19 protein-coding genes and 2 tRNA genes are annotated in these 20,776 nt (G+C 66.4%); 2 read left to right on the forward strand and 19 right to left on the reverse strand.

The window, feature by feature from the left end; all coding sequences use genetic code 11:
* Positions 1-55: 55 nt before the first annotated feature.
* Together metE and ACFTR6_RS21290 are read right to left on the reverse strand one after the other, a co-directional pair.
* Entirely contained in the window at positions 56-2,389 is a 2,334-nt protein-coding gene (gene metE, locus ACFTR6_RS21285) for a 5-methyltetrahydropteroyltriglutamate--homocysteine S-methyltransferase (protein WP_377959391.1), read from the reverse strand.
* An 81-nt stretch (positions 2,390-2,470) separates the two neighbouring features.
* Positions 2,471-3,436: a methylenetetrahydrofolate reductase gene (locus ACFTR6_RS21290; protein ID WP_076802577.1), complete on the reverse strand. Its 966-nt coding sequence runs from the start codon at positions 3,434-3,436 to the stop codon at positions 2,471-2,473.
* 559 nt (positions 3,437-3,995) lie between these two features.
* On the opposite strand from ACFTR6_RS21290, the gene ACFTR6_RS21295 reads away from it, so the two are divergent.
* Both ACFTR6_RS21295 and ACFTR6_RS21300 read left to right on the forward strand, forming a co-directional pair.
* Complete coding sequence (locus tag ACFTR6_RS21295) at positions 3,996-5,063, forward strand: hypothetical protein (protein ID WP_253250384.1); 1,068 nt, start codon at positions 3,996-3,998, stop codon at positions 5,061-5,063.
* Between the two features lie 75 nt (positions 5,064-5,138).
* A complete protein-coding gene (locus ACFTR6_RS21300) occupies positions 5,139-5,336 on the forward strand; it encodes a hypothetical protein (RefSeq protein ID WP_076802575.1) in 198 nt (65 codons plus the stop codon).
* Between the two features lie 18 nt (positions 5,337-5,354).
* Here ACFTR6_RS21300 and ACFTR6_RS21305 read toward each other — a convergent pair whose 3' ends face one another.
* From ACFTR6_RS21305 to ACFTR6_RS21385, 17 genes are all read right to left on the reverse strand, one after another.
* Positions 5,355-6,557 (reverse strand): ROK family transcriptional regulator, encoded by a 1,203-nt coding sequence (locus ACFTR6_RS21305; protein WP_377959392.1) that lies wholly within the window; start codon positions 6,555-6,557, stop codon positions 5,355-5,357.
* 173 nt (positions 6,558-6,730) lie between these two features.
* On the reverse strand, positions 6,731-7,879 hold the full coding sequence (locus tag ACFTR6_RS21310; protein ID WP_377959393.1) for a class I SAM-dependent methyltransferase: 1,149 nt from the start codon (positions 7,877-7,879) through the stop codon (positions 6,731-6,733).
* Positions 7,880-7,936: 57 nt separating this feature from the next.
* On the reverse strand, positions 7,937-9,094 hold the full coding sequence (locus tag ACFTR6_RS21315) for an NAD(P)-binding domain-containing protein (protein WP_253250383.1): 1,158 nt from the start codon (positions 9,092-9,094) through the stop codon (positions 7,937-7,939).
* 130 nt (positions 9,095-9,224) lie between these two features.
* The gene (locus ACFTR6_RS21320) at positions 9,225-9,848 is read right to left on the reverse strand and encodes a hypothetical protein (RefSeq protein WP_377959394.1); all 624 of its coding nucleotides are present in this window, start codon (positions 9,846-9,848) and stop codon (positions 9,225-9,227) included.
* Positions 9,849-10,021: 173 nt separating this feature from the next.
* A complete protein-coding gene (locus ACFTR6_RS21325; protein ID WP_377959395.1) occupies positions 10,022-10,552 on the reverse strand; it encodes a hypothetical protein in 531 nt (176 codons plus the stop codon).
* Positions 10,553-10,689: 137 nt separating this feature from the next.
* Positions 10,690-10,765: transfer RNA gene (locus tag ACFTR6_RS21330), tRNA-Ala, on the reverse strand.
* Between the two features lie 221 nt (positions 10,766-10,986).
* Positions 10,987-11,059: transfer RNA gene (locus ACFTR6_RS21335), tRNA-Ala, on the reverse strand.
* A gap of 132 nt (positions 11,060-11,191) precedes the next feature.
* Positions 11,192-11,593 carry a ribosome silencing factor gene (gene rsfS, locus ACFTR6_RS21340; RefSeq protein ID WP_076802560.1) on the reverse strand — a complete coding sequence of 134 codons (402 nt, stop codon included), beginning with the start codon at positions 11,591-11,593 and terminating at the stop codon, positions 11,192-11,194.
* Between the two features lie 46 nt (positions 11,594-11,639).
* On the reverse strand, positions 11,640-13,001 hold the full coding sequence (locus ACFTR6_RS21345) for a hypothetical protein (RefSeq protein ID WP_377959396.1): 1,362 nt from the start codon (positions 12,999-13,001) through the stop codon (positions 11,640-11,642).
* A gap of 7 nt (positions 13,002-13,008) precedes the next feature.
* Complete coding sequence (gene nadD, locus ACFTR6_RS21350) at positions 13,009-13,740, reverse strand: nicotinate-nucleotide adenylyltransferase (RefSeq protein WP_076802555.1); 732 nt, start codon at positions 13,738-13,740, stop codon at positions 13,009-13,011.
* The gene (locus ACFTR6_RS21355; protein WP_087873055.1) at positions 13,679-13,903 is read right to left on the reverse strand and encodes a hypothetical protein; all 225 of its coding nucleotides are present in this window, start codon (positions 13,901-13,903) and stop codon (positions 13,679-13,681) included. Before ACFTR6_RS21355 ends, nadD begins: the two co-directional genes overlap by 62 nt.
* Before the next feature lie 80 nt (positions 13,904-13,983).
* A complete protein-coding gene (locus ACFTR6_RS21360) occupies positions 13,984-15,333 on the reverse strand; it encodes a glutamate-5-semialdehyde dehydrogenase (RefSeq protein WP_377959397.1) in 1,350 nt (449 codons plus the stop codon).
* Between the two features lie 26 nt (positions 15,334-15,359).
* Positions 15,360-16,457: a glutamate 5-kinase gene (gene proB, locus ACFTR6_RS21365; RefSeq protein ID WP_076803855.1), complete on the reverse strand. Its 1,098-nt coding sequence runs from the start codon at positions 16,455-16,457 to the stop codon at positions 15,360-15,362.
* A 64-nt stretch (positions 16,458-16,521) separates the two neighbouring features.
* Positions 16,522-18,111 carry a GTPase ObgE gene (gene obgE / locus ACFTR6_RS21370; RefSeq protein ID WP_076802550.1) on the reverse strand — a complete coding sequence of 530 codons (1,590 nt, stop codon included), beginning with the start codon at positions 18,109-18,111 and terminating at the stop codon, positions 16,522-16,524.
* Between the two features lie 118 nt (positions 18,112-18,229).
* Positions 18,230-18,493 carry a 50S ribosomal protein L27 gene (gene rpmA / locus ACFTR6_RS21375; protein WP_003803426.1) on the reverse strand — a complete coding sequence of 88 codons (264 nt, stop codon included), beginning with the start codon at positions 18,491-18,493 and terminating at the stop codon, positions 18,230-18,232.
* Positions 18,494-18,550: 57 nt separating this feature from the next.
* Positions 18,551-18,859, reverse strand: coding sequence for a 50S ribosomal protein L21 (rplU, locus tag ACFTR6_RS21380; RefSeq protein ID WP_076802549.1), 309 nt, complete (start codon positions 18,857-18,859; stop codon positions 18,551-18,553).
* 328 nt (positions 18,860-19,187) lie between these two features.
* The gene (locus ACFTR6_RS21385; RefSeq protein WP_377959398.1) at positions 19,188-20,744 is read right to left on the reverse strand and encodes a bifunctional hydroxymethylpyrimidine kinase/phosphomethylpyrimidine kinase; all 1,557 of its coding nucleotides are present in this window, start codon (positions 20,742-20,744) and stop codon (positions 19,188-19,190) included.
* Positions 20,745-20,776: the final 32 nt, after the last annotated feature.

The raw sequence follows: 20,776 nt of genomic DNA on the forward strand, positions 1-20,776 counted from the left end.
ACCGAAAGGTGACCGCCCGCCGTCGGCGTCTCAAGCTCGATCAGCGGCTACATTCCTATTTTGCGCCTTCGAGCAGTTCCGCGCGGACCGTCTTGGTGGCTGAGACCAGGTTCCGCAGGGACGCTTCGGTCTCGGCGTAGCCGCGGGTCTTCAGGCCGCAGTCGGGGTTGACCCAAAGCTGGCGGGACGGGACGTGCTTCACGGCGGTGCTCAGCAGTTCGGTGACTTCCTGCTCGCCCGGAACCCGCGGGGAGTGGATGTCGTAAACGCCGGGTCCGACGCCGCGGCCGAAGCCGTGGGACTCGAGGTCGTGGACGACCTCCATGCGGGAGCGGGCGGCTTCGATCGATGTCACGTCGGCGTCCAGGCCGTCGATGGCGTCGATGATCACACCGAACTCGGAGTAGCACAGGTGGGTGTGGATCTGCGTGGCGTCAGCGGCACCGGCAGTGGCCAGGCGGAAGGAGTTAACGGACCAGTCGAGGTAAGCGGGCTGGTCAGCCTTGCGCAGCGGGAGCAGTTCACGCAGGGCGGGCTCGTCAACCTGGATGATCTTGATGCCGGCAGCTTCCAGGTCGGCTATCTCGTCGCGCAGCGCCAGGCCCACCTGGTTGGCGGTCTCCCCCAGCGGCTGGTCGTCACGGACGAAGGACCAGGCCAGGATGGTGACCGGACCGGTCAGCATGCCCTTCATCGGCTTGCTGGTCAGCGACTGGGCGTACTTGGCCCACTCCACCGTGATGGGGGCGCTGCGGGTGACGTCGCCCCAGAGGATGGACGGACGGGTGCAGCGGGAGCCGTAGGACTGGACCCAGCCGTGGACCGTGACGTCAAAGCCTTCCAGGTTCTCGGCGAAGTACTGGACCATGTCGTTGCGCTCGGGCTCGCCGTGGACGAGGACGTCGTAGCCGAGGTCTTCCTGCAGCTCCACGACGCGCTTGATCTCGTCCTTCATGAGCTGCCCGTACTGCTCGTCGGTCAGGTCGCCCTTGTTGTTGCGGGCGCGGGCCGAACGGATTTCCGAGGTCTGCGGGAAGGAGCCGATGGTGGTGGTGGGCAGCGGCGGCAGCTGCAGTGCTGCTTCCTGGGCGGCTTCGCGGACCGGGTACTCGGAGCGGTTGAAGTCAGCCGGGGTCAGGGCCTCGGTGCGGGCTCGGACGTCGGCGCGGCGGACACCCTCGGCTTCGGCGCGGGAAGCGATGATACGGGTGGCCTCGTCAATGGCCGGCTGGACTGCAGCGGCGTCGGCCAGCAGGCCGGCGAGGGTCACAACCTCAACGGTCTTCTGGTCGGCGAAGGCCAGCCAGCTGCGCAGCTGCTCGGACAGCTGGACTTCTTCCTCGACGTCGTGCGGGACGTGCTGGGTGGAGGTGGAGGTGCTGATGGCCAGCTTTGCCACGCTCTTCTGCAGCTCGGCGATCTTGGTGGCCGAGGCCTGCAGGTCGTTGCGCCAGATGTTGTGGCCGTCCACGACGCCGGCGACGAGGGTCTTGGTGCCCAGCGCAGCCAGTGCAGCCGCGGAGGGAACCTCGCCCTTGAAGACGTCGATGTGCAGGGCGTCGATGTTGGTGGCAGCCAGGGTGCCGAGCTGGCCGTTCAGTGCGCCGTACGGCGTCGAGACGAACAGCTGCGGGCGGCTGGCGGCAGCGGCGAGGACCTCGTAGGCACGGGCAACGGCAGCCTGGATCTCCTGCTCGGGCGTGTCCTGATCCACCACCAGGGCCGGCTCGTCCAGCTGGACCCAGCTGGCGCCGGCTGCTGCCAGCTTCCCGAGCAGCGCGGTGTAGACCGGCAGGACGTCCTCAAGGCGGGACAGCGGGCTGAAGCCGGCGGGGGCGTCGTCGGACGCCTTGCTCAGGAGCAGGAAGGTGACCGGGCCAACGATGTACGGGCGGGTCTCCACGCCGTTGGCGAGGGCGTATTCGAACTCTTCAACAATGCGGTTGGAGGTCAGCGCAAAGTTGGTCTCCGGGCCGATTTCCGGGACGAGGTAGTGGTAGTTGGTGTCGAACCACTTGGTCATTTCCAGTGGCTGCTGTTCCTTGTTGCCGCGGGCCAGGGTGAAGTAGCCATCGATGTCCAGCTGTCCCCCGGCGTTGAGCAGGTTGCCGAAACGGGCCGGAACGGCCCCGACGTGCGCCGCGGCGTCGAGCACCTGGTCGTAGAAGGAGAAGGTGCCCGGAACCGCAGCGGCTTCGGTGAGGCCGAGGCCCTGCAGGCGCTTGGCGGTGCCCAGCTGGATTTCCTTGGCGGCGGCGTCAAGCGCAGCGGCGTCGATCTTGCCGGCCCAGTATGCTTCGACGGCCTTCTTCAGCTCGCGGCGGCGGCCGATGCGCGGGTAGCCGAGGATGGATGCGGACGGGAACGGCGTGGCGTTATTTTCAGGCATGCGAAATTCCTTAGAAGTCGTTAGAAAAGCTGTAAATGTCTCGGGGAGGAATACGGTCAGCTTGAAAGCTGACGAATGCGGTCAGCTGGCGAGCTGGCGGCGCGCAAGCGTATTGAGGCGGCCCGAGGGGCGTGCCGGCCGGGCAAGCGACAGCTTGTCCAGCACTTCCAGCGCGCTCTGGTGTTCGTTGAACGTGTAGATATGGAGTCCAGGCGCGCCGGCGTCCAGGGCTGCATTGGCCAGGTCTACGGTTGCGTTGACGCCGATGCGCAGCCGTTCGGCGTCGCTGTCCGCCGCCGCCATCCGCTCGATGAGCTCCGGTGCGGGTTCGACGCCGGTCAGCTCGCCGAGCCGCTTGAGCCTCCGCAGGCTCGTCAGCGGCATGACACCGGGAATGATGGGAATGGTGACACCGGCCCTGCGGGCCCTCGTCACGAGGTCCGCGTACTGCTGCGTATGGAAGAACACCTGGGTGATCGCGAAGTCGGCACCCGAGCGCTGCTTGGCGAGCAGCACCTCGACGTCATGGGCTTCGCTGGGCGATTCCGGGTGCCGCGTGGGGTAGGCAGCCACGCCGACGGCAACCTTGCCGGCGCACAGCAGGGCCGAACGCCGCTGCTCCACCCGGCGGATGAGCTCGATCAGGTCCTGCGCGTACCGCAGCGAACCGTTGACCGGTGCGTCGCTGTCCTTGGGCAGGTCGCCGCGGAGGGCGAGGATGCCGCGGACGCCGGCGTCGAGCAGTTCACCGATGATTTCCGCGAGCTCGGTCGGCGTGTTGCCAACACACGTCAGGTGGGCAAGCGGGCGCAGGGTGGTCTCCAGCACCAAACGGTTGACCAGCTCGACGGCGGTGTCCCGGTTGGATCCGCTGGCACCGTACGTGACCGACACGTAGTCGGGGTCCGTGGCCTCGATTTCCCTGATGGTGGTCCACAGGGTCTCGGCGGCAGCGGGCGAACGGGGCGGAAAGAGCTCATAGGAGAGCGCCACCGGCGCGGTGTCGGAAAGATTTGGATGTGTTTCAATAAGGCTTGGTGGTGACATTTGCGTCCTTGGCTTTGGGCCATTGAAGGCGGCGCTGCCGTGGCGGGAAGCCGGGCAGCATGCGGTCAATGAATTGAGTTTGGGGAACACGGGACGGACTTCGGCAGGGCGCAGCCGCGACTGTTACGCCTGAAAGGAAGTCCACCGTGAGCAAATGTCAGGCCCACATGGGGGCACCCACACCCTCCTTGGCGGCCGGCAGGCGGCACATCCGCAGCGGAGGATCGCTGACACGTTACCTCGGTAACTTGTATAAAACTCTAGAAGCCGGCCGGGGACGGCTTCAAGTTGGCGCCGAATTAAGACGCTGCTTTACGCCCGATTGGATGGCCCGTCCAGAATTATCTTCGTTAAAGAGCTCTTTTGCCTTGACAGAGCGTCCAAAGCGCGCCCGCAGACCTCTTTTCAAACCGCAGAAATTAGTCCATTCTTTTGTCACGTCGTAACGGATTCGGCAAGGTCTCAGGTTGAGGAGGCTGGATGCTCCTTCTGGTTCTTCCCCGGTGAATCGTCCCGAGAGAACATAAGCCAGCTATCCCCACGGCGAAAGGCCATCGAGATGTTCCAGCTTTCCAAACCGCCGCGCTCCCTGTCACGCTCCGGCTCCCTGTCACGCACGGGGGCGGGCCCCGCCCTTGTGCTCGTTCTGGCGCTGGCCACCGTTACGTCGTGCGGCGGGCAGCAAAACACCGCCCCGCAGACGTCCGGTTCCGCCGCGCCGACAGCGACGTCGGCCCCAGCGACCGCGCCGGCGTCCGCCCCAAGCGGTTCGGGGACTTCGGGATCGGCCTCTCCGGGCGCCTCCGGCACAGCCCGCGCGGATGAACTTTGCGGTCCGGGATCCGCGATCAACTTCGATTCCTCCCAGTTCCAGGCTTCCCCCAACGTCGACAACAAGTGGTTCCCGCTGAAGCCGGGCATGCAGTACACCACCACCGGCGAGGTCAAGAGTGCAGAAGGAACCACCAAGCGGACGGTGATCCACTCGGTAACCGGGCTGACCAAGGTCATCGACGGCGTGAAGACCCAGGTCCTGTGGGACCGCGACTACGCTGACGGCGAGCTGGTGGAATCCGAACTTGCCTTCTTCGCCCAGACCGAGGGCGGCGACGTCTGGCTGTTCGGCGAATACCCCGAGGAATTTGAAAACGGAAAGTTCATCGGCGCACCCGCAACCTTCATCCACAGCCTGGACAAGGCCCAGGCCGGCATCGCCATGAAGGCCGACCCGCAGACCAACACGCCCAGCTACGTCCAGGCCCACGCACCGGCCGTCGACTTCCTGGACTGCGGCCAGGTCATCCAGCAGAACGAGCATGTGTGCGTTGCCACCGGGTGCTATGACGATGTCCTGGTGATCGACGAACGCAACCCGCTGGAGCCGGCGGGTGGCCACCAGCGGAAGTTCTATTCGGCAGGAACTGGCCTGGTCAAGGTGACAGCGGTAGGCGGCACCGAACAGGAGACGCTGGACCTCGTCAAGATCGAACAGCTCACGGATGCCAAGCTGAAGGAAGTCAACCAGGAGGCGCTGAAGCTGGACAAGCACGCCTACCAGGTCAGCAAGGACGTCTACGGCAAGACGGCCCAGGCTGAGGTGGCCACCGGAACGTCCGGCGGCCAGTAACAGGTTGCGTGGGAGTGCCCCGGGCGGATGCCCCGGGCACTCCCCTTGGCCCAGGATCAGGTCTATTCTGATGCCATGATCCAGCTACCAGCCAGCTACGAGGAATATCTCGTTGGCAAGGACCCGAGCTTCGTTGACATGGTCCGTCCGGTCCTTCTCCAGTCGGCAGCGGACAAGCTGCATGGCGTCCGGGTACTCTTTGTTCCCCGGGGACACCAGGCACACCTGGACGACACGATCCCTTACGGGACGATCGTCGAAGACATCGACTGAGGTTTAGTCTTCCGGGGTTTAACCTTCCAGCAGCAACCGCTGGGCCCGGGGTGCCAGGGTGTGCTCAAGGACCAGGCAGGCAGCGCCCACGGCTCCCACGTCCTCCCCCACGCCGGTGCCAACGACTTCGACGGCGTGGATGTTGCCGGCATCGCTGTTCTGCTGGATCAGGCCCGGGACCTTCTCAAGGTAGCGTGCGGAGAGCAGCGGCCAGAAGGGGCCGCCAAACACCACCCGGTCCACGTCCAGGGTGTTGGCCACCGCCGACGCCGCCCGTGCCACCAGTTCAGCCGATTTGTCGATGATGGCAGCCGCCGCGCTGTTGCCGGCGTCGGCCGCCTCGCACAGCATGGCGAAGCGTTCCTGGATGGCCGGGCCGCTGGTGGCGGTGCCGGGCTCATCCAGGATGCCCGCGGCCTCGGCCTGCGCGACGAGGACCTGGGGAATGCAGGTGGACTTGACGCAGCCGCGCAGCCCGCAGTCGCAGGGGGCTCCGTCCGGGTCAACAATGAGGTGGCCGATCTCGCCGGCATTGCCCGAGGTGCCTCGCACAACCTCGTCATTGAGGACGATGCCGCAGCCGATGCCGGTGCCCATGTACATGAAAACGAAGCTGCCGGCGCCGCTGGCACCGCCTGCCCAGGTTTCGGCGACCGCGGCGCTGGTAACGTCCTTGTCCATCAGTGCCGACAGGCCTGTGGCTTCAGCCAACGCATCCCGGAGCGGCACGTTGTCCCAGCCCTCAAGGAGCGGTGGCTCCACCACCGTTCCGTTGTCGTGGTCGATGGGGCCGGGCGCAGCGATGCCGAGGCCGGCGATCTTGGCCCGGTCTACGCCCGAGGCCTCAACCAGTTTGTCGATTTCCGCGGCGATGGCTTGAATAACCGCCTCGGGGCGGGAGCTGTCCGGCGTTTTCACGCTCGAGTGCTTCACGACGGCGCCCAGCAAGTCCAGCACCACGAAGGTGGCTACCGCGGGGTCCAGGTGCACCCCCACCGCATACATGCCGGCGGGGTTCAGTCGGAGGATGGTCCGGGGCTTGCCGGGGCCGGTGCCCTCTTTGCCGGCCTCAACGATGAGGTTCTGGTCCAGCAGCCGGCGGGAGATGTTGGAAATGGTCTGTGGGGACAGGCCGACTATTTGGGCCAGTTCCACGCGGCTGAGCCCGGTGGCGGTACGGCGGATTGCATCGAGAATGACAGTCAGGTTAAAGTCGCCCATTCTGGGCAGGTTGGTTCCGCGCCTCGGTGAGGCCTGGCGGATCTCGGTCAAGGATTCCCCTAACATTTTGGTGGGCCATTCCCCCAATGTCTGAATCGTACGTTACGCCCCCGATAACGGGTACGCCCCACGCGCAGGGAGGCGCAGACGTGTTCGACGGCGGCCGGCGGCACTCATCCGGCGGCCCGCCTGACGCTGCTGGCCACCGTGAATTTGGGGTTCCGGCCTCTCACCGTGGTGGGGCCAACCAGGCGCTCGAGGGCCGGCAGGTAGCGCAGGTGGGTGTTGAATACCGTCCAGAGCTGGCCGCCCGGGGCCAGCACCCGGCCCGCTGCCTCGAACAGCTTCAGTCCGGCGCCGGCGTGGACGCTGGAGCCGAGGTGGAACGGCGGGTTCAGGAGGATCAGGTCCGTACTTCCGGCCGGAAGCGTGCTCATCGCATCATCCTGGACAGCCGTGATGCTGGCCGCCAGGCCGTTTGCCCGGGCAGTTGCCTGTGCCGAGGCCACCGCGGCCGCGGACCGGTCCGTGGCCAGGACCTCGGCTCGGGGATGCCGGCGGGCGTACATGGCTGCCAGGATTCCCGTGCCGCATCCCAGGTCCACGGCCTTGGCGGCGGCAGGCATCTCCGGGAGGAAGGTCAGCAGGAACCGGGTCCCGATGTCCAGCCGCGTGCCGGCAAAAACGGCTCCGTGCGCACAGATATCCAGACCGAGTTCAGCGTTGTGTTCCGTCACGGGGTATGGCGGATTCCCCTCCGGACGCACCGGGCCGGAGGCGATGAGCAGCCGGGACTTTTGCCGGGCCAGCTGCGGCTGGACGGCTTCGAAGTACTTGCCCAGCACGGCATTCATGCCCAGGGACATGTGCTTAACCCTGCCGCCGGCAAGCAAGACGGCACCTGCAGGCGCGTGCCGGGCGACGGCGTCGGAAATCTCCTCGAGTTCGGCGAGCGTCCTGGGCAGCTGCAGCAGCACCAGGTCCGCGCCTGACAGCAGTTCGGCGCCGAGCGGCAGCTGTGCAAAGCCTTCCGTCAGTCCCAGCCCCGCGGCGTTGTTGCGAAGGGCCCGCTCGCCCGTGACCAGGTCCTGGTGCACCCTGACGCGGGCCGGAACCGGACCGGCACCGCCGGCCAGCAGCCCGAGCGTGAGCGCCCCGTAGTTGTCCCCGATGACGGCGACCGTGCTTTCTGGGGTGAGCAGGTCCGCGGCCGCGTCCAGGAGGAGCGAATCGGTGGCGTCCCACGCCTGGAGGTTGGCGGCCTCGACGTCAGGGTGCCTGCGAAGCAGGCCCAGGACCTGCCCAAGACCGTTTTCTGTCACGTGTTGCCGCCGCCTCTTCCTTGCTGGTTGCCCGGGCAGAAATCTGCCTGTGCAAATCTACCGTGGATCAGGCACGGCTGCCGGTGCCGCCAGGAGAGTCAGGATTTCGGTCACCGCAGCCCGGCCGGCGCGGTTTGCCCCAATGGTGGACGACGACGGCCCGTAGCCCACCAGATGCACCCGGGGTTCCGCCGCCACCCGCGTTCCTTCCATCGCAATGCCGCCGCCCGGACCCCGCAGATGCAGCGGCGCGAGGTGCTCCAGCTCGGCACGGAATCCGGTGGCCCACAGGATCACATCCGCCGCGAGGAACCCGCCGTCCGCCAGCCGCACACCGCCGGGTTCTATCGAGGTGAACATCGGCCGGCGCTCCAGCACTCCGCGGGCGGCTGCGGCCCGGAGGGCCGGGGTCCAGATGAGCCCGGTGGCGGCGACGACGCTTTGCGGCGGCAGTCCCTGGCGTACCCGTTCCTCCACCAGGGCGACGGCGTCGTGCCCGGCCTGCCGGTCGAACCCCTCCCGCCACTCCGGCTCGCGGCGCGTGAACCAGCTCGTGGAGGTGATCTTCGAGATTTCGTCCAGCAGCCCGACTGCGGAAATCCCGCCGCCCACCACAATGACGTGCAGTCCCCGGAACTCCTCGGCCGACACGTAATCAGCCACGTGCAGCTGACGGCCCGTGAACGTCAACTGGCCCGGATAGATCGGCCAGAACGGCCTCGTCCAGGTTCCGGTAGCGTTGATGACTGCCCGGGCCGTCCAGCCGCCGTCGGACGTGGTGATCTTGAGCCGCCCCGCCGGGTCGGCGTCCTCGCGCTCGACGGCGAGCACCTTCACCGGACGCTCGACGGCCAGCCCGGCCTGCTGCTCGTAGGCGGCGAAGTAGCGGCTCAGGAAAGCGGAACTCGGTTCCGAGGGGTCGACGTCCGGCTGCGGTATTCCGGGAAGGTCGCTGATGCCGTTGACCGTTGCCATGAGCAGGGTCTTCCACCGGTGCCGCCAGGCTCCGCCCGGCCCGTCCTCGGCGTCCAGCACGGCGTAGGTCAGTCCCGGGCCTGCTGCCGCCGCCAGTTCTTCCGCCGGCTGTTCCGCCGCCGGGGCGGGCAGAAAACCGCGCCGGACCAAGTGGAAGGCGGCGGACAGGCCGGCCTGCCCGGCGCCGATGACGACGACGTCGGCGCTGCGCACCGTTCCGCCGCTGAATATCCGCTCCACGTCTTCATCCTAGGCGGCCATCCCGCCCCGCCCGCACGGAACCGGACGCAGACAGGGTCCCCCTGGCACCAAAGTGCAGGAGGACCCTTTCCGCTGCTGGTTTATTTATGTGTCTGCCGCGGCGAACTGCTCAGTCGTCGCTGCCGTGGCCGCCGCTGTCATCGCCGGGCTCAATCTCCGTACGGTCCCCGCCCTTGTCGTCACCGGCCTCAGGCGTTGTCCTCAGCCCGCCGTGGTCATCGCCGGGTTCGGCCACCCGCGGTGCCTGGTCGGAGCGCAGTCCGCCCTTGTCGTCTCCGGGCTCAGGGGTGGTCCGGAGGCCGCCTTTGTCGTCACCCGGTTCCACGGTGAGGGAGCCGCTGCCGACGAAGTTCTCGGCAGGCACTGCGACAGATCCGCCGTGGTCGTCGCCCGGTTCTGCACCGGTCCGCAGGCCGCCTTTATCGTCGCCCGGTTCGGCTGGCCTTGACGCTTTCTTGGCCGCTTTCTTGGCCACTGCCGCTTTCTTGTCGTCCGCTTTCGTGTCATCCCGCGTCTTCACGGTGGCTTTTGCGACGGCCTTGGCGGCGGCCTTGGGGGTGCTGACGGCCGGAGCCGGCGATCTGGTGGCGGAGTCGTCCGCTACCAGAACACTCGGGGCGTCATCGCTGGTACCCGCGTCCGGGGTGGTCAGCACCTGGGTGGTGGCGAAGGCGGCACCGCCGGAGAGGAGGATGCCAGTGACGGATAGTGCGAGGGCTGCTCTTGTTTTCATGGCTCCACAGTAGGAATTCGCCGTCGAGGATAGGTGAAGGGGTAATCCAAGACTTGTCCAAGATTGCCCTCACGGCGCTTCGACGACTGCACGCACGAAACGGACAGGGCAGGCCGGCTGGCAGCAGGCGGCACGGGAGCAGTGCAGACGGGGAGCAGTTCAGACGCCGGGGATCAGTCGTCGGCGCCGTGGCCGCCGCTGTCATCGCCGGGCTCGGGCGCCTTCCGCAGGCCGCCCTTGTCATCCCCTGGCTCAACAGGGAGCACACTGCCCTGGACGGGGGCGGGCTGTACCACCACGGCTCCCCCACCCGTCCCGCCATCCGGGCCGGAGGACGGCGGTGCGGCCGCGGATCCGCCGGCAGTCCCGGGCACAGCGCCGGGGGCGGACTTCGCCGGGTTCGGTTGCGCCGCGTTTGAGGACGCTGCCCCGGATTTCGCGGGGGCCGGCTTCGCGGAGGTGGATTTCGACGGGGTGGGCGCTTTCTGCGCACCGGCCGCCGTGTCTGTTGCCTGCGCCGTGGCCTTCGGTCCTGCTGGTGCAGCGGGCATCGGCGGCACGGCGCCAATTGGCAGGAGAACGGTATTGGCATTCCCGGTGCCGGTGGGCGAGACGTTGAGCACCTGGGTGTTGACGGCAAGCGCCGCAGAACCCGCCGCGAGTATCCCGGCAACGGACAGGACCAGGGCCGCTCCCGTTTTCATGGCTCTACCTTAGAGGCAACGCGGGAAAGAAGGGCCCAGCGGACATCCAAGATTTGTCAAAGATTTGGGCGCTGGTGAGCCGCGGCCTTAACGGAAAAGGCCGCCCGATCCTGCTGATACAGGATCGGACGGCTACTTGGTGGAGCTGAGGGGACTCGAACCCCTGACCCCCTGCATGCCATGCAGGTGCGCTACCAGCTGCGCCACAGCCCCAAGTTGTTTCCTCCGGAATCTTTGTGTTTTCCCGAAGCAACCCGACCAGCGTAGTCCAGATTCCGCCAAGATGCTAATCGAGGAAGTGTGGCTTCGGTCACGCCCGCCGCAGGGCCGATTTGGCAGCCAAAAGCCCCCGAAACAACCCCCTGATGGTTAAGCAAGAAATGTTTGTTAAGCGAAAATCCGCCGGAATCTTTCGATTCCGGCGGATCATCCGGTGGAGCTGAGGGGACTCGAACCCCTGACCCCCTGCATGCCATGCAGGTGCGCTACCAGCTGCGCCACAGCCCCGTATTCTTGCTGCTTCAGACGTTTGGCCGAAGCCATGCCATCCGTTCTTCTGTCCGGATCTCTCCGAAGCAACTCAAATATCTTAGAACAGCGTTTCCGAAAATTCCAAATCGGGCATATTCGGCCCGGCGGTTACTCCTGTTCGGCGGCGGCAGCGGCGGTAGCCGAGGCGTCATCCCCTAGTTGCAGGTCCACGACGGGGCAATCCTTCCAGAGGCGCTCCAGGGCATAGAAGACGCGGTCTTCCTCGTGCTGCACGTGGATGACGACGTCCGCGTAGTCCAGCAGGACCCACCGGCCAGCCGAACGGCCCTCCCGGCGGACCGGGCGGAGGTCCTGCTTGAGGAGCTCCTCTTCAATGCCGTCGACGATGGCGTTGACTTGCCGTTCGCTGGGCGCTGAGGCAATCAGGAAAACGTCCGCCAATGCCAGGCGTTCGCTGACGTCGAGGGCGACGATGTTTTGGGCGATCTTGTCCGCCGCGGCCCTGGCTGCATGCCGGGCTACGGTGACGGACGATTCGGATGCGGTCACGGGACTCCTTGTGGTGATGAAAGCGTAGGTGGTGATGCTGGCTGTATCAGCCTGAGAGGCCGCTGATGATCATGATGACGCCGGCAACGAGGGCGATGGCGCCCAGCGCGACGACGCCCAACTGGATCATCCGCAACCTGTTGGCGCGGGCGAGTCCGGCGGTGGCAGCGTCCAGGGGCTCCAGCCCGTAGGCAGATTTCGCTGACACCGGAGGCAAACCAGCAACGTCTTCGGTGGATTCGTCGGTCCAGACTACATCCGAACGCACCGGCGGTGCGGCCGCCGAACGGGCCGCCTCCTCCGCGCGGGCTATGACCCGTGAACGGCCGGTGGATGGACCCGCTGAGCGGGCAGTCTTTGCTGACCGGTTGCCCCGTGCCGGGACCCGTGGTCCGGGGTTGGTCACCACGGGTACGTGCGAAGTGGCCGGCCGCTTCATGACGGGACGGTCCACTCCTGGCACGTGTTCGAATTCCAGCGGGGTCACCATGGCGAGGTTGCTGGCGGTGGACGGACCGTTTTGGCCGCCCTGCTGGGGCGTGGTCTTTTCGGCAAGCTTCTGCTTGGCCATGGCCCGCTTGTTGAGCACCGCTGCCCGCTCGGCAAGGGCAATCTGCTGGGCCAGGATTTCCGGATCCACGGCTTCAGGGTCGGTCGCCGTGATGTGTTCCATCTTGGCGATCTGGTTCTTGGCCTGTTCCGCGAGCAGGGCTCGTGCCTCAAGGGCCTGCTCCACCGTCATGCCCTCCGGCAGTCCGTCCCCCGCGGCGGTCGCGGGCCGCGCAGCCGGACCGCTGGAGGGCTGGCCTACCGGCTTGGATCCTGTGGCTGGAGCGGCTTTGCCGCCCGTGCCGGTGGAGGAGTCGGATGCAGCAACGGATGGCTTCCCGGGCGAGGCACCGGCGTCGGCCGGCGGCACCACGGGCATTGCCGACGTAATCGCCTGCTCTTTGAGCTGCATCAGCCGCAGCTGGCGGCGGGTCGGCGGGCCGCCGCCGGAAAGCTGCTCTTCCTTTTCCGCCAGTTCCTTGATGGTCCGCAGGGCAGCCCTGTCGCGGGCACGGATCTGGGACGAGCGTTCACCCGCTGGGCCGGCCGGCGGCGAGTCCACGGGGCCCGGGGCTACCCGGCGCACGCGTCCAGCCGGATCCTCCTGCTTACCGTTGCCGGCGGCACGCGATGAACCGGCCTTTTCCGAAGCGGCGGGAGCCGACGTGCCCGGCCCCGCGGTGCCGGGACGCTTCGGAGCAGGCGGGTTCGAGGCGGGAGCTTTTGAAGCTGGTTGGCTTGAGGCAGGGGCTGTCCCGCCGGGACCCGGAGGGGCGGCGTTCCGGTTCTTGGCCAGGGCTTCATCCCGGGCCTTGCGCAGTTCTCGGCGGCTGCGGATCGGTGGCTGTTCCTGACTCATCTCAAACTCATTCAGTGCTGGCTGGATCGTTTGTCTCGGTAGTTTCGGAGCTGCTGTTCCCGGCAGGTGCTGCATAGAGCCCGTATTTCGCGATGTACTGCACTACTCCGTCCGGCACCAGGTACCAGACAGGGTTGTGGGCAGCCACGCGGGCGCGGCAGTCTGTGGACGAGATTGCCATGGCGGGAACCTCAAGCAGGCTGACGTCCTTCCGGCCCATGCCGTCGAGTTCATGGCCCGGCCGGGTTACTCCCACGAAGTGCGCCAGCGACCACAGCTCGTCGATGTCCTTCCACGACAGAATCTGTGCAAGGGCGTCAGCACCGGTGATGAAGAACAGGTCGGCATCGGGGCGCTGGGTCCGCAGGTCGCGGAGGGTGTCGATGGTGTATGTGGGTCCGGGACGGTCCACATCAACACGGCTGACCGTAAAGCGCGGGTTCGACGCCGTCGCAATCACCGTCATCAAATAACGGTGCTCAGGCTCGCTGACCTTCTTGCTGGACTTTTGCCACGGTTGGCCGGTGGGCACGAAAACGACCTCGTCGAGACCGAACTTGGCGGCCACCTCGCTCGCCGCCACAAGGTGGCCGTGATGGATGGGATCGAACGTCCCGCCCATCACGCCCAGCCGCAGCCGGCGCTGCGTGTCCTTATGGTGCAGTGCGGCGGGAATCTTAGTGGCCCTGGCCGTGGTCGTGCTTGTTCGGGTGCTGGCGGTGCGGGTCTGCGTGCTCATCAACCGCGCTGTGGCGGTTGCCCAGGTTGGTGTAGGAGAGAGTGACGAACATCAGCACCAGGAAGATGGCAAACATCGAGACGCCGAAAACCCACGGCTCAGCCCACAGGGGCGCCTTTTCCTCGTGTTCGGCAACTGACGCGGCAATCTGCTGGAACAGCATTTTCTCCCCTAGGAATAAAAAGGATGACGACGGCGGAAATTCCCCGCCCGTCCGGACTTCTTTACTATGTTACCGCTATGTCAGGAGCGGACTTGGCCCTCGCCCTGGACAATCCACTTCGTGGTTGTCAGCTCGGTCAGGCCCATCGGGCCGCGGGCGTGAAGCTTCTGCGTGGAGATGCCGACCTCAGCTCCCAGGCCCAGCTCGCCGCCGTCGGTAAACCGCGTGGACGCGTTCACGATGACGGCAGCGGAATCGATTTCCGCGATGAAGCGCTCGGCGTTTCGCAGGTCATTGGTCAGGATGGCTTCGGTATGGCCCGTCGACCAGGTGCGGATGTGCTTCACGGCGTCGTCCAGGCTGTCCACCATGGCAACGGCCAGGTCCATGTCCATGTACTCCGTGGCCCAGTCGTCGTCCGTGGCCGGCAGGGACTCCACCGACGCGGGCAGCGCAGCGCGGACGCGGTCATCAGCGTGCAGCCGGACGCCCGCATTGCTCAGCGCTGACGCGACTGCGGGCAGAACCGTGGAGCCGGAGTGCACCAGAAGCGTCTCCACCGTGTTGCAGACACTGGGGCGCTGCGTCTTGGCATTGAGCAGGATCTCCACTGCCATGTCTTCGCTGGCGGACTCGTCGATGAAGATGTGCACGTTCCCCTCGCCGGTCTCGATGACCGGCACGGAGGAGTTGTTGACGACGGTCTGGATCAGTTCCCGGCCCCCGCGGGGAATCAGCACGTCGACGCGTCCGCGGGCACGCATGAGCACGTTGGCGCCCTCGCGGCCGAACTGGTCCACGGTCTGTACGGCATCCGCAGGCAGGCCTACGGACTCCAGGGCATCGCGCAGCACGCGGATGAGGGCCTCGTTGGTGAAGGCGGCCGCCGAACCGCCGCGCAGGATCACGGCGTTGCCGCTCTTGAGGGCCAGCCCGGCGATGTCCACGGTCACGTTCGGACGCGCCTCGTAAATGGCTGCCACCACGCCCATGGGAACGTTGACCTGGCGCAGGCGAAGGCCGTTGGGCAGGGTCTGGCCGCGCACCACATTGCCCACGGGATCGGGCAGCCCGGCCAGGTTCTCGAGGGCTGCGGCGAGGGCGGCAATACGGGTTTCGTTGAGGGTCAGCCGGTCCAGGAGGGCTGTGGACGTGCCGTTGGCACGGCCGGCCTCCACGTCCTTGGCGTTCGCGGCCAGGATCTGCTGCTTGTTCGCGATCAGGGCACTGCCGATGGCGCGCAGGGCCTTGTCCTTCCAGGCCCGGTTGGCGCGGCCCATGCTGCGGGCGGCCTGGCGGGAGCGGTCGGCGATCGCGTAGACGGCAGACTCGACCTCTGCCGGTGTGGGCTGGCTGTCTGCCGGCAGGGTGGGGACCTTCGTAGCGTCGTTGGAAGTCTCAGCTGCTTGGTTCATCAGTGCCTCAGTCATCATTCAAGTCTAGGCGAGACCGGGGCCTAGACCAGAACCAGGTCGTCAACGTGAACAACTTCGCGGTCGAACCCGCGACCCAGGGCCTCCCCCAGCTCCACGGTGGACCGTCCGAGCATCTGCGGCAGTTCTGCCGCGGAGTAGTTCACCAGTCCGCGGGCAATAACGGTGCCGTCGGGCGAAACCATTTCAACGGCGTCGCCGCTCTCGAAGTTGCCTTCGACGGAGGTGATGCCGGCGGGCAGCAGCGAGGTGTGGTTGTCCCGCACAGCCCGGACAGCGCCGGCGTCCAGGAACAGCCGGCCCTGCACGTGGGCGAGGTGGGCCAGCCACATCATCCGGACGGACTTGCGTGCGCCGTTGACGGTGAACCAGGTCCCAACGTCATCGCCGGCCAGCGCCGCAGCGGCGTTCGAGGTGGACGTGACCAGCGCCGGGATGCCCGAATCGGCGGCCATGAGGGCCGCCTCCACCTTGGTCTGCATGCCGCCGGTGCCCACGCCGGCTTTGCCGGTCTTGCCGATGGAGACGCCGTCGAGGTCCTCGGGACCATCCACCTGGGGAATCCGCTTGGCACCCTGGGCGGGCGGGCCGTCATACAGGGAGTCGACGTCGGACAGCAGCACCAGGGCGTCGGCGCGCACGAGGTGCGCCACGAGGGCTGACAGGCGGTCGTTATCACCAAAACGGATCTTGTGCGTGGCGACGGTGTCGTTCTCGTTCACGACGGGTACTACGCCGAGATTCAGCAGCCGGTTGAGCGCACGGAAGGCGTTCTGATGGTGGCTGCGGCGCATGAGGTCGTCGGCGGTGAGGAGTACCTGGCTCACGGTGACGCCGTGAGCGGCGAAGGCGTGTGTATAGCGGGCCATCAGCAGGCCCTGCCCCACGCTGGCCGCTGCCTGCTGCGTGGCGAGGTCGCGGGGGCGCTTGGCCAGGCCCAGCGGCGCCAGTCCGGCGGAGATGGCGCCTGAGGAGACAAGGATGATCTCAGTTCCCGCGTTGCACTTGGCGGCCAGCACGTCCGAAAGCTCGGTGAGCGCCTCCTCCGATATTCCGCCCTTGATGCTGGTAAGGGACGACGATCCTACTTTGACCACAATGCGGCGTGCCCTGGCGAGCATGCTGCGGTCGTCGGTCCTGGGTTCCTCGATGACAATTGCGGAAGTATCGGTCACGTGTGCGGGTTCACTCCTCATGTTCGGTGTTCAGCCCGCTCTCCTTGAGGGGCTGGGCAGCCCGGCGCGCGCTGACGGACTCAGTCCAGATGCCGGCTTTGCGTTCGGCTTCCAGCTCGGCGCGTGCCGCCGCCTTCGCCTCGCGCCGTTCGATCTGCTCTTCGCGCTTCTGGCTGCGGGTGGGGCGGTCGCCGATGTCTGCGAACCGGACGTCCGTGCCGCGGGGCGAGGCGAGCAGTTCTGCGCCTGCCATCATGGTGGGCTCCCAGTCGAAGACAACGCCGTCGTCCTCGCCGATCACCACGGTGTCGCCGGGCTTGGCGCCCTGCTTGAACAGCTCGGTTTCCACGCCGAGCTTGGCCAGGCGGTCGGCAAGGTAGCCAATGGCTTCCTCGTTGGTGAAGTCCGTCTGCTTGACCCAGCGCACGGGCTTCTCGCCCAGGACGCGGAACAGCGGCTCCAGGTTTTTCTCCTCGCGGCGGATCCGGAAACCGGTCTCGTTGACGGCGCGTGGCCGCAGTACCGGTGCATGGACCTTCGGCGGAGCGGCTGCCACGTTGTCGCGCGCGGCCTTGACAATCTCCGCCATGGCGAAGCCCAGCTGGCGCAGGCCCTCGTGGCTCGTGGCTGAAACTTCAAACACGCGGTAGCCGCGCGACTCCAGTTCCGGCCGGACGAATTCGGCCATGTCCTTGCCGTCCGGGAGGTCGACCTTGTTAAGGGCCACCAGCCGGGGGCGGTGGTTGAGCGGGACAACTTCGCCGTTCGAGCCGGCGTAGCTCATGTCCACCGCATACTTTTCGAGCTCGGTTTCGATAATTGCGAGGTCGGAGAGCGGATCTCGGTCAGATTCGAGCGTACCGCAGTCCAGGACGTGCACCAAAGCCGCGCAGCGCTCGACGTGGCGGAGGAAGTTGTGGCCCAGGCCCTTGCCTTCGCTGGCGCCCTCGATGAGGCCAGGAACGTCGGCGATGGTAAAGCGGACGTCTCCGGCCTGGACCACACCGAGGTTGGGGATGAGGGTGGTGAAGGGGTAATCCGCGATCTTGGGCCGGGCGGCGGACATGGCCGCGATCAGGCTGGACTTGCCGGCGGAGGGGAACCCCACGAGGGCAATATCGGCGATCGACTTCAGTTCCAGGACGATGTCGCTGGCGTCACCCTCGATGCCGAGCAGGGCAAAGCCGGGCGCCCGCCGCTTCTGGGAAGACAGCGCAGCGTTGCCGAGCCCGCCCTGGCCCCCTGACGCAGCGACGAATTCTGTCCCCTCGCCCACGAGGTCAGCCAGGACCTTGCCGTCCTTGGTCTTGACCACGGTTCCGTCGGGAACAGGCAGCACCAGGGTCTCGCCGTTTTTGCCTCCGCGCCAGTCACCCATGCCCGGGCCGCCGTTCGTGGCGTGCCGGTGCGGCGCGTGGTGGTAGTCGAGCAGCGTGGTGGTCTGCGAGTCGACGCGCAGGATGACGTCGCCGCCGTTGCCGCCGTTACCGCCGTCGGGCCCGCCCAGCGGCTTGAACTTCTCACGCTTCACGGAGACACAGCCGTGGCCGCCGGTACCGCCGGATACGTGCAGTACTACCCGGTCTACAAAGCTCGCCACGTGAATCTCCTCTGTTGCTTAAATCCGGCCGTCCTGGACGTCCAAATCGATTGTAATGCGGTTAAAAGAACAGTGGAGCGAGCCATCATGGCCCGCTCCACCGCTTCAGAACTTGGTGTTACTCTGCAGCTGCAGCAGCAACGATGTTGACGACCCGACGGCCGCGGCGCGTGCCGAATTCAACGGCGCCTGCCTGCAGGGCGAACAGGGTGTCGTCGCCGCCACGGCCAACGCCTGCACCGGGGTGGAAGTGGGTGCCGCGCTGGCGGACGATGATCTCGCCAGCGGAAACTACCTGGCCGCCGAAGCGCTTGACGCCGAGGTACTGGGCGTTGGAGTCACGACCGTTGCGAGTGGAGCTCGCGCCTTTTTTGTGTGCCATTTGAAATGCCTGCCTTTAATTCTGGTGAAACTGCTGGGAGCTGTTCAGTAACCGAGGTTAGCTGATGCCGGTGATCTTGACCTTGGTCAGTTCCTGGCGGTGACCCTGGCGCTTCTTGTAACCGGTCTTGTTCTTGAACTTCTGGATGACGATCTTCGGACCGCGGAGGTCCTGGAGGATCTCAGCCGTAACAGTTACCTTGGCCAGGTCAGCAGCTGCGGAGGTGACCTTGTCACCGTCCACCAGGAGCAGTGCGGGCAGCTGGATAGTGCTGCCAGCTCCACCGGCGACGCGGTTCAGGGTAACGAAGTCTCCAACAGAAACCTTCTCTTGGCGGCCGCCTGCGCGGACAATCGCGTACACCACTTGGGAACTCACTTCTCTCGACGTTTATTACTAAATTTGCGTGCGGAACCCGGGTCCGGAAATTGGCCTGGTTCACGCTGTGCCTCAACGCCGTGGATTGCCCGGGGGGAACCCGTGAGCTATCCCAGGAACAAGCCCGAATGGGCGTCCCGGGTCATAACCCAAGTGTTGGCGTAAGCACCGAAGATCTAGAATACGCTAATTCCGTCGTCGGCCGCAAATGAGGCTGGCACCGGCGGGTTGTCCGTGATAGGCGCCACAGAGGCCGCTGTTCCGGACATCCGATGCCGTGCGCGACCATCTTACCGGGCGCCGGCACGGCTTCCGTTCAGCTGTGGCGGCTCGGCGCGTCGAAGAATTCCGCCTCGTACCGGCAGGACTGCCGGAAGGCGGTGACCATCGCTTCACGCTCGCCCGCAGAGGCGGCACGGCCGGCGTCGTCGGCTATTTCGATGGCCCGCAGCGTGGCGGCCGCGAAGTCCTCGTCGGCATAGGTCCGCAGCCATTCGGCGTACGGGTGCGCGGCATCGGCGCCGGCGGCCACGTATTCGGCATGCAGGGTCTCCCCCACTTCCGCATACAGCCAGAAGCAGGGCAGGACCGCGGCCACCAGCACGGCGTAGCTGCCGCCCGCCGAGGCGGCCAGCAGATGATCGACGTAGGCCTTCGTGACGGGGCCAAGCTCCGTCTGCACGGTACGTGTGCTGAGCCAGTTGCGGTGCAGTTCCGATTCAACCTCCAGGCATTGCTGCGAGGACCGTGCCCAGAACAGCTGCTCGGCCTCGGTCGGCGCGAGAGCGCTGGCCCGGGCCAGGACGCGGGAGTAGCCGTTGAGGTAGATGGCGTCTTGGGCGAGGTAGTACGCGAATTCCTTCTCCGGAAGGCTGCCCTCCACAAGCCCGCGGATGAAGCCCAGGCCATAGATGACTTCCAGGTCGGCGAAGGTCTCGGCACGCAGCAGTTCCCCGAACGCCCCCTTTGGTTCGGCCGGGCCTGTCGTTCCGGCGTCGGCCAGGTGGTGGAAATGGTGGATGGGTCCGTTTCCGGCGCCGACCTCCAGCTGCCCGGACGTGCGGAGCGCCCCGGCCAGCCAGGGCTTGACCTCCCGCAGTGACGCTTCCCAGTTGCCCAGCCGCGCCTGTGCAGTGGCCATGGCCGAGGAGAGGGAGCATCCGGTGCCGTGGCTGTTCCGCGTGGCAATCCGCTCACCGGTAACCTCCACCACCTCCGCGGACAGCAGCCCTGCGGTGTTGACGAGGGCGTCCGGACAGGTTGTCCCGTTCAGGTGGCCGCCTTTGACCAGGACCGTGGCACCGGTCTGGTCCGCGAGCCGCCTGCCCTGGTCGAGGGCGGCAGCCCAGTCCGCGGCCTCAGGTTCCCCGAGCAGCATCGCCAGTTCGGGAAGGTTGGGGGTGACCAGGTCCGCGAGGGGCAGCAGCTTCCGGAGGGCAGCCTCCGCGGACTCCCGCAGGAGGCGGTCACCACTGGTGGCCACCATCACCGGGTCAAGGACCACGACGCCGGGCCGCACCTTTTCGAGCCAGCTGCGGACGGCGGCGATCACCTTTTCATCGCCCAGCATGCCGATCTTCACAGCATCCACGTGGATATCGTCACTGACAGCATCCAGCTGTGCTGACAGGAATGATGCAGGCGGAACGTGCACGCCGCTCACGCCGGTGGTGTTTTGCGCGGTGAGGGCGGTTATCGCGGCCATCCCGTAGCCGCCGTGGGCTGCAATGCTTTTCAGGTCGGCCTGAATGCCTGCGCCGCCGGACGGATCCGAGCCGGCGATGGCAAGGACCCGGGGAACTGCGCGGGAGGTGGGGGTGGGCGGAGCCACGGTTTCCAGAAGCGGAGTAGCGGCGGCCGTTGGTGCAGGCAGGAGCGATGCTGACAGTGTTGATGACAAAGGAG

Source organism: Arthrobacter sp. NPDC057009, from assembly GCF_042673905.1.
In the GTDB taxonomy this organism is placed as follows: Bacteria; Actinomycetota; Actinomycetes; order Actinomycetales; family Micrococcaceae; genus Arthrobacter.